Genomic DNA, 6,060 nt, shown 5'->3' on the forward strand with positions numbered 1-6,060 from the left:
GCCCTCGGGCGAGTTTCTTCGCGAGCAGTTCGTCAAGGGGAAGCTGGAGTCGCGGTTCGACCGGGACCACCGGCGGGACGACCTGTCCGGTATCGTCGGCGGGGAGCGCGTCGTCGCCGGCATCGGGGTGTGTCGCGGCCTTTGGTACGTCCGGGTGGTCCGGGTCGTCGAGAACGTGGAGGCCGGTCGCCACGGGGTCGTCGGCGTTGCGACCGACGGCACTGACGTACTGCGCCTCAAGAGAGTCGGGATCGAGTCCCGCAGTTCGGTAGACCGGTTCGCCAACGTCGATATCGGTGGTCGCGAGGTCGACAACCCGGGCCACACCACAGTCCGTCTCGGCGTCGAGCCGACGCGCGTATCGCTGGGCGGCAGCAGATGCGAGACGAGTCCCTACGGGGACGTGCTGGGGTGCCTCTTGAAGGATGGCCGCTGCGCGGCTCTTGGTGAGCGTCCCGGTCAGCCCGGTGAGGTCGTCGACACCGGCGTTAGCGAGGTCCGCGAACGTCTCGTAGCCCGCCTCCCGGAGGGCTTCGTCGATGCTCTCGGTCACGACGCTGATGATGGTGAAGTCGGGCGTGTCCGCCGTGGCCCCGAAGGCTGCGACGATGACGTCAGGTTCGGGACCGTGGGGAGTGACGCCGGTGATCGTCGTCGTTCCACCAGCACCTCGTTCGAGCGTGTAGATCCCGGCGTCGGCACCCTCGTCGATGAGGTCAGCGGCGGCCTGATCACCGATATCGACGTAGTCGCTCACTCGAAGGGTGATTCTTTCGAGCGGGACCTGGCCACCTTCGCGCCGAAGGAGTCGCCGTACGAGGTGGCTCAAGACGGCCTGTTCGTCGGGCTGGCTGTCCGCGTCGTCGCTAGTTGTGGATGATATGGTACGGGTGCGTTCTGGAGCTTCCGAGTCGAAGCGCATTCACTGCCTTTCTCGGAGTCTCCGTCGTTCGATTGGAAGCGAGAAATCGACGCGTTGACTCCAGGTTAGTCCCAATAGTCCGGCTGATTCAGTTAGTATCTGTATCTATTGCTCCGTTTCCGCACCAGATGACGACTGTCTCGCGACCGATTCGCGCCCTCTATGCAGAAGCGTCTTCGACTACTACTCAGTCCCTGTCAGCAACAGTTTGCGAGATACAGAGGATGTAGTCAGCACAGGGACTGCGTTATTTTCAGAATCGTATCTCTGAATAAGTTGTTAGAACGAACGTGCGCACTGATCGCTGAGAATCCTCCTAGTTTGAGACGACCCGACTACGCACTCGCGGGAGCGCTGTCGGCATCCCCGTTATCGATGAGCGGGTAGTCGATGTGGACTTCGATGCGGTCGAATGGGACGATCGGTTGTATCGCGCCGCTGGGGCCGCCCGCTTCGAGCGTCAGGATACCCAGTACTTCCAACTGCTTCAGGTCAGAGTGGACGTCCGATACGTCTCGCTCGACGAGCCGCGCCGCTTCGCGCATGCTTTCGGGAGCTTTCTCAGCGATCGCTCGGATGAGCTTTAGGCGGAGCGGGGTGAGACTGTCAACGAAGTCATCGTAGGTTCCGAACTGGAGCGTCGCTTTTCCGTCCCGGTCGTCGAGATCCTCGGCCTCGACGTCTTGGACGAATTGGAGTGCGTCCTGACGGGTCTGTTCTCGGTCGCCGACGGTGATGTGGAGTGTGGTCATGGTCGGGGTGGCGGTGGGTTGGGTGGTGTTCGATCAGTGTGGTCGGGGCGGGTCGCCGTCGACAGCGTCCCAGTACTCGTCCGCGCTCGCCCAGAACTCGACGAGCAGCTTTTCCATCCCGGGGAACTCGACGCCGTCGAGATCGCCGGCTGCGGTGTGATGCTCGTGCCCCTTCGTGTCCTCGTGGGAATTATCGTACCGGACGAGCGTGAGATCGTCGAGGGTGCCCAGATGGAGCGTGTACTTCCAACCCGAGGGGTACGTCTCGGTGTTGTCAGTCGGCCGAAGCACGACGTTCTCGACGAGGCCAGCTTCGACGTGCGTGTATTGGAAGAGCGGCTCTGGGGGCATCCCTTACGTGTTGGGACATACCCCAACGCTATAAGCGTTGGGTAGAAGTTCAACACCGAGCAGAAACGCCGCTCGTCGGCGACATCTTTAGTCGATGTTAGCTTGTTTGTTGGTTATTTCGCGTCAAATCGGATGAATCACTAGTTCGGTGAACGTGCGTGCTGAGCGTTCCGTGAGTCACCTGTACTGACCGATCATTCTTTCTCTGCGGACCGATCTCGATTTGTGCCAGATTCGCGCCCTCTATGCAGCACGGTCACCGAAACGTATCAGTGTCTGATAGTTTAACAGGATGCTCAAAATCAGATATCGTCTAGCTTCTGCTGAACCTCGTCGTGGAGTCGCTGGGCTTCCCCATCCGAGAGCGCGGCCTCCGTGTCGACGTCGATGCCCGGGATATCGACGATGTCCTCGAGGGCGTTGCTCAAGGTCTGCTGGCCCTCTGTGAGGACCCGTTCGGCCGAGTCTTCGACCTGCCGGTCGTGTTCCTGCATGGCCAGTTGGATCATCATCGCCGGCTTCTGGATGAGTTCCCCGGCGGTCTCAATATACTCCTGATATGTGTTCGAGGCCCACGACCCGGTGTACTCCTCCAGCAGCGCGAGCAGCAACGATAGCTGAAGGTTGAACACCGTCGGTCGGGACGTGGGATCGGCGAGGCTGGTCGCCCGGTCAGCCGCGACAGCGGCATACGTGTCTGCAATACCCCAGTATCGGTAGCAGTCGGCAGCCGAGAACGGAAGTACCTCGAAATCGTAGGTAATCGCCCGGGCTCGCCGGAGTGTTTCGTCGACATCGACCAGTCGCGTCTCGACGTCGTCGTAGATCGACGCCCACCACTCGCTGATGGGCACCCGGTCGTTCGCCCGTTCGTGATCGGCGTTGGTCGCCTGTCCGTAGTGCCGGCGCGTGTACCGCTGGCCCGTATCCGGAACGATCGTTTCGCTATCGGGGAAGTACAGGATCGGCTTCGCCCACAGCGTCTGGGTTCCCCGGAAGTCGTACCCCGTCTCGAAGCCGCCGTACACCACTAGATCTCCGTCTGAATCCGCCGCCCCGGTATCCCCAACGCGACGGTCCCCGAGGGCATCGATATCGTCCTCGTCGTCGATGTCGACCGCCCCCTCAGGCGGGCCGACGACCTGCTTGAGGCCGGGACAGACGACGAGCAGCTTGAGCAGCCCGCCCCAATCGCGGTAGCTCAGCCAGCCGAATGCCCCGGTCTCACCTCGGCGCCGGAGTGCAGTGATGATCGGCTGGTAGGCTTCTTGCGGATTGATAATCGAGTAGCGGTCGGAGGCGATCTGCCAGCGGAACCGGACGTCGTAGCCCAGCGCACACAGCGCCTTCCGGCGCCGGTCGACGATGTCTTGATGATCGTCGACGGGGACGATCGGCTCGGCGTCGGTCTGGGCGGCCAGCTCGTCTAGCGAGCGTCCGGCCGTCCGTTCGAGTGTATCCGTATCGAGCCCGTGAACCGACTCGATAACGGTGACGTTGACGGCGCCGTCGGTTTCAACGAACTCGTTGGTCGCCCAGAGTTCTCCGGAACTGGCTCGTGGCAGAACCCCGATGGCTTGCTCGAGCGGGGTTACATTGTCGTCTCCACACCAGGCTTCCGGTGAGCGCTCGTCGTTTCCGGGGACTGCCTCTGCATCGCCGTCTGTGAGTCCGGCGAACCGGAGCGTGTGTTCTTCGGCGATGAGCGCCGTCACGGGGATGTGGTCAGCTGCTGGAGTGCCGTCGTTCGGTGCGTTGGGGTCAGTCTCCGTGTCGGTGCTCCGCTCGCGTCGCTGCGTGTGCTGGTCAGTAGCCATATTTGAGTTTGGATGAAGAGCGTTCGGCACCGCTGGCGCCAGGCGAGACGGTCACTCGACTGCTCTCGAACTCTTCACTCCCTTGTCTGTGAGAAATTCGCGTGACGCCTGACCAGCCAACCACCTCTGGGTGAGGTCCGTGATGCGGACTATCTAATGTAGTGGAACTTCAAGTCTCAACTTGTGAGCTCACTCCCACGGTTGGGCGTAGACAAGACCGCGTACTAACAGAAATAGCGTGCAAGATGTAGAGGATGTGTTCAGCAGCATCGAAAGTATCGGTTTGTAGTGACTGAGCTACCTCTGCTCTGAAGCAGCGTACGCGGTTTATTGGGTTCTGTGCCATTCAAAACGTCGCTACAACCACTAACAGTCGCTATAGAGTTTATTGGAGAAACAGTCAATATGACGCCCACCAACAATGTGTATGAACGAAGCGATTCGGGGGCGAGTGAATGCCCGTTGGAAGAATGTTGTAATCTTCGTCGCTGCAATGTTCGTAGGGGTAATGGCGTATACCGGCGAACTCGGTTACACACCTCTTGTAGTTGTACTGCTACTAATCGCGGTGGGAATCGGTCGGTACGGTTCCGAGCGATAATCGGTAGCGCTTCGGTGCGCCTGATAAGACATAAGTGCTGTACGTGCAGTCCGCTCACCAGATCATCCATCGAAACTTGTGATTTCTCTAACGAGCAGTCCCGCACCAGCGTAGCGACTATTCTGGCAAGAACAAGTGTTGGGAGAGAGGAATTCAACAGAGCCCAGTTATGCTACATTTATTAGCGCCTGATTGGACTAGCACACGAACACCAGACGACTATGAGGAGTACAAACCTATTGGCTGACAGCAAGGCGGCGTCGTCTGCAATCGGTACGATTCTTATGGTTGGGGTCGTGATCATACTAAGCACGACCACCGGAGTGTACCTTCTTGATGTCTCCGACCGAATCAGCAACGACATCCCGACCGCGAGTTTCGAGTACTCTACTGACGCCTGTGGCGCAATCGAGGTTACGCATACTGGCGGGCCAACCATCGACGGAGATCAACTGTACTTCGGCGGAGCCGCCACCCAGTACACCACCCCTCGCTCGGTCCCAGGTTGGAACGCCACCAGCGTCAAGAGCGGTGATTCTGTAACCGTCAGTGCGACGCCCGGCGAGGAGTTGACCCTAATCTGGCAGGCGGAGGATGGCGACTCCAGTGCCGTCATTTCCCGGTACGACGTGCCGTCGGGTGCGGCGGCGACGAGTGCAAACGTTGAAATCGATAACATAAATTTTCCTGGTCAATCAGTAACGTTCAGAGTAACCTCGCTTCGCAACGCCGACGGCCCGCTACGGGCTACTGTGTTCGAGGATGGGGTCGCGGACACGACGGTGACAGTGAGCAATCCCCCACCATCGAAGGTCAAGGTAAGTAATCTGGATCTCAAGTTTGACTCCGGTGACAAAATGAAGGTCAGCCTGAAACCAGCCAACAATCAGGCCTGCATTCTTGATAGCGACACTATGACTGCACCTTAGTAGGCTATACCTGCCACCGAGCGTGACGAGTCTGGTGATTAACTCACAAAGCGCGCCCACAGACCGCCCGTAGCTCGCTGAGACGCACCCTGTACGATTCGCGAGAGGAGAGTGCCTGTGACGCGATCGTTCTCCTGAGACCCCTGTCCCTGGTCAAGTTCCGCCCACCCACCCACTCCGCAGCGGCGTACCGACGCCGGTCGGTGATCGCGCCGCCCCGAGCCAGCTAGGGGCTCGGTCGTCAGCTACCGGAGGCGGACCCGTGAGCCGCCCACGACGGCTTCGAGAAATTCGATGCCGTTCTGTCCCGGTATCTCGTAATCGGACACCACGCAATCAAATTCGGTGCTGACAAGTCGATCCACGCCTTCGCTTGCGCTCGTCGCGAGTTCGACGCTGAACCGATCGTCTTTAAGATTCAGAAGAGTGGAAGCTATATCGATGAAATCGGGTTCGTCATCGACGTGCAAGATCCGGATTGATTAGGTAACTGTCTGACCGTCCATACGACTATCTTCTCTTCGGAGACGCGAATTAGATAACTCCCCGGTCGCCCCGGGCCGCAACTCTGTTCGGAATCTACCCCACGTGCGGTGGCCGTCAGTAGAATTGGGTATGCTGACTATGCGCCCTCTATCTTCATTAGGCGAGAGAATCCCGCTCTTCAGGGCGGGCGTGAATCGCCGCA

General features: G+C 59.5%; 6 protein-coding genes. 1 reads left to right on the top strand and 5 read right to left on the bottom strand.

Annotated elements, in window-relative coordinates; translation table 11 throughout:
• The 4 genes from DP107_RS19520 to DP107_RS19535 form a co-directional block, all read right to left on the bottom strand.
• A partial coding sequence (locus DP107_RS19520) for a helix-hairpin-helix domain-containing protein (RefSeq protein ID WP_144263742.1) occupies nt 1-757 on the bottom strand: 757 nt, incomplete at its 3' end.
• Nucleotides 758-1,257: 500 nt separating this feature from the next.
• A complete protein-coding gene (locus tag DP107_RS19525) occupies nt 1,258-1,674 on the bottom strand; it encodes an HVO_A0114 family putative DNA-binding protein (RefSeq protein ID WP_144263743.1) in 417 nt (138 codons plus the stop codon).
• 33 nt (nt 1,675-1,707) lie between these two features.
• Nucleotides 1,708-2,025, bottom strand: coding sequence for a toxin-antitoxin system TumE family protein (locus tag DP107_RS19530; RefSeq protein WP_144263744.1), 318 nt, complete (start codon nt 2,023-2,025; stop codon nt 1,708-1,710).
• 302 nt (nt 2,026-2,327) lie between these two features.
• Complete coding sequence (locus DP107_RS19535; RefSeq protein ID WP_238330979.1) at nt 2,328-3,842, bottom strand: hypothetical protein; 1,515 nt, start codon at nt 3,840-3,842, stop codon at nt 2,328-2,330.
• 840 nt (nt 3,843-4,682) lie between these two features.
• Here DP107_RS19535 and DP107_RS19540 point away from each other — a divergent pair.
• A complete protein-coding gene (locus DP107_RS19540) occupies nt 4,683-5,372 on the top strand; it encodes a type IV pilin (RefSeq protein WP_185977421.1) in 690 nt (229 codons plus the stop codon).
• Nucleotides 5,373-5,617: 245 nt separating this feature from the next.
• Here DP107_RS19540 and DP107_RS19545 read toward each other — a convergent pair whose 3' ends face one another.
• Nucleotides 5,618-5,842: a response regulator gene (locus DP107_RS19545; RefSeq protein ID WP_238330980.1), complete on the bottom strand. Its 225-nt coding sequence runs from the start codon at nt 5,840-5,842 to the stop codon at nt 5,618-5,620.
• Nucleotides 5,843-6,060 lie beyond the last annotated feature (218 nt).

The sequence above is a fragment of the Haloglomus irregulare genome (assembly GCF_007421925.1).
GTDB classification, from domain to species: domain Archaea; phylum Halobacteriota; class Halobacteria; order Halobacteriales; family Haloarculaceae; genus Haloglomus; species Haloglomus irregulare.

Excerpts from the sequence above, each read along its gene's own strand:
- DP107_RS19525 (WP_144263743.1), bottom strand. The coding sequence starts at position 1,674 with ATGACCACACTCCACATCACCGTCGGCGACCGAGAACAGACCCGTCAG.
- DP107_RS19530 (WP_144263744.1), bottom strand. The coding sequence starts at position 2,025 with ATGCCCCCAGAGCCGCTCTTCCAATACACGCACGTCGAAGCTGGCCTC.
- DP107_RS19535 (WP_238330979.1), bottom strand. The coding sequence starts at position 3,842 with ATGGCTACTGACCAGCACACGCAGCGACGCGAGCGGAGCACCGACACG.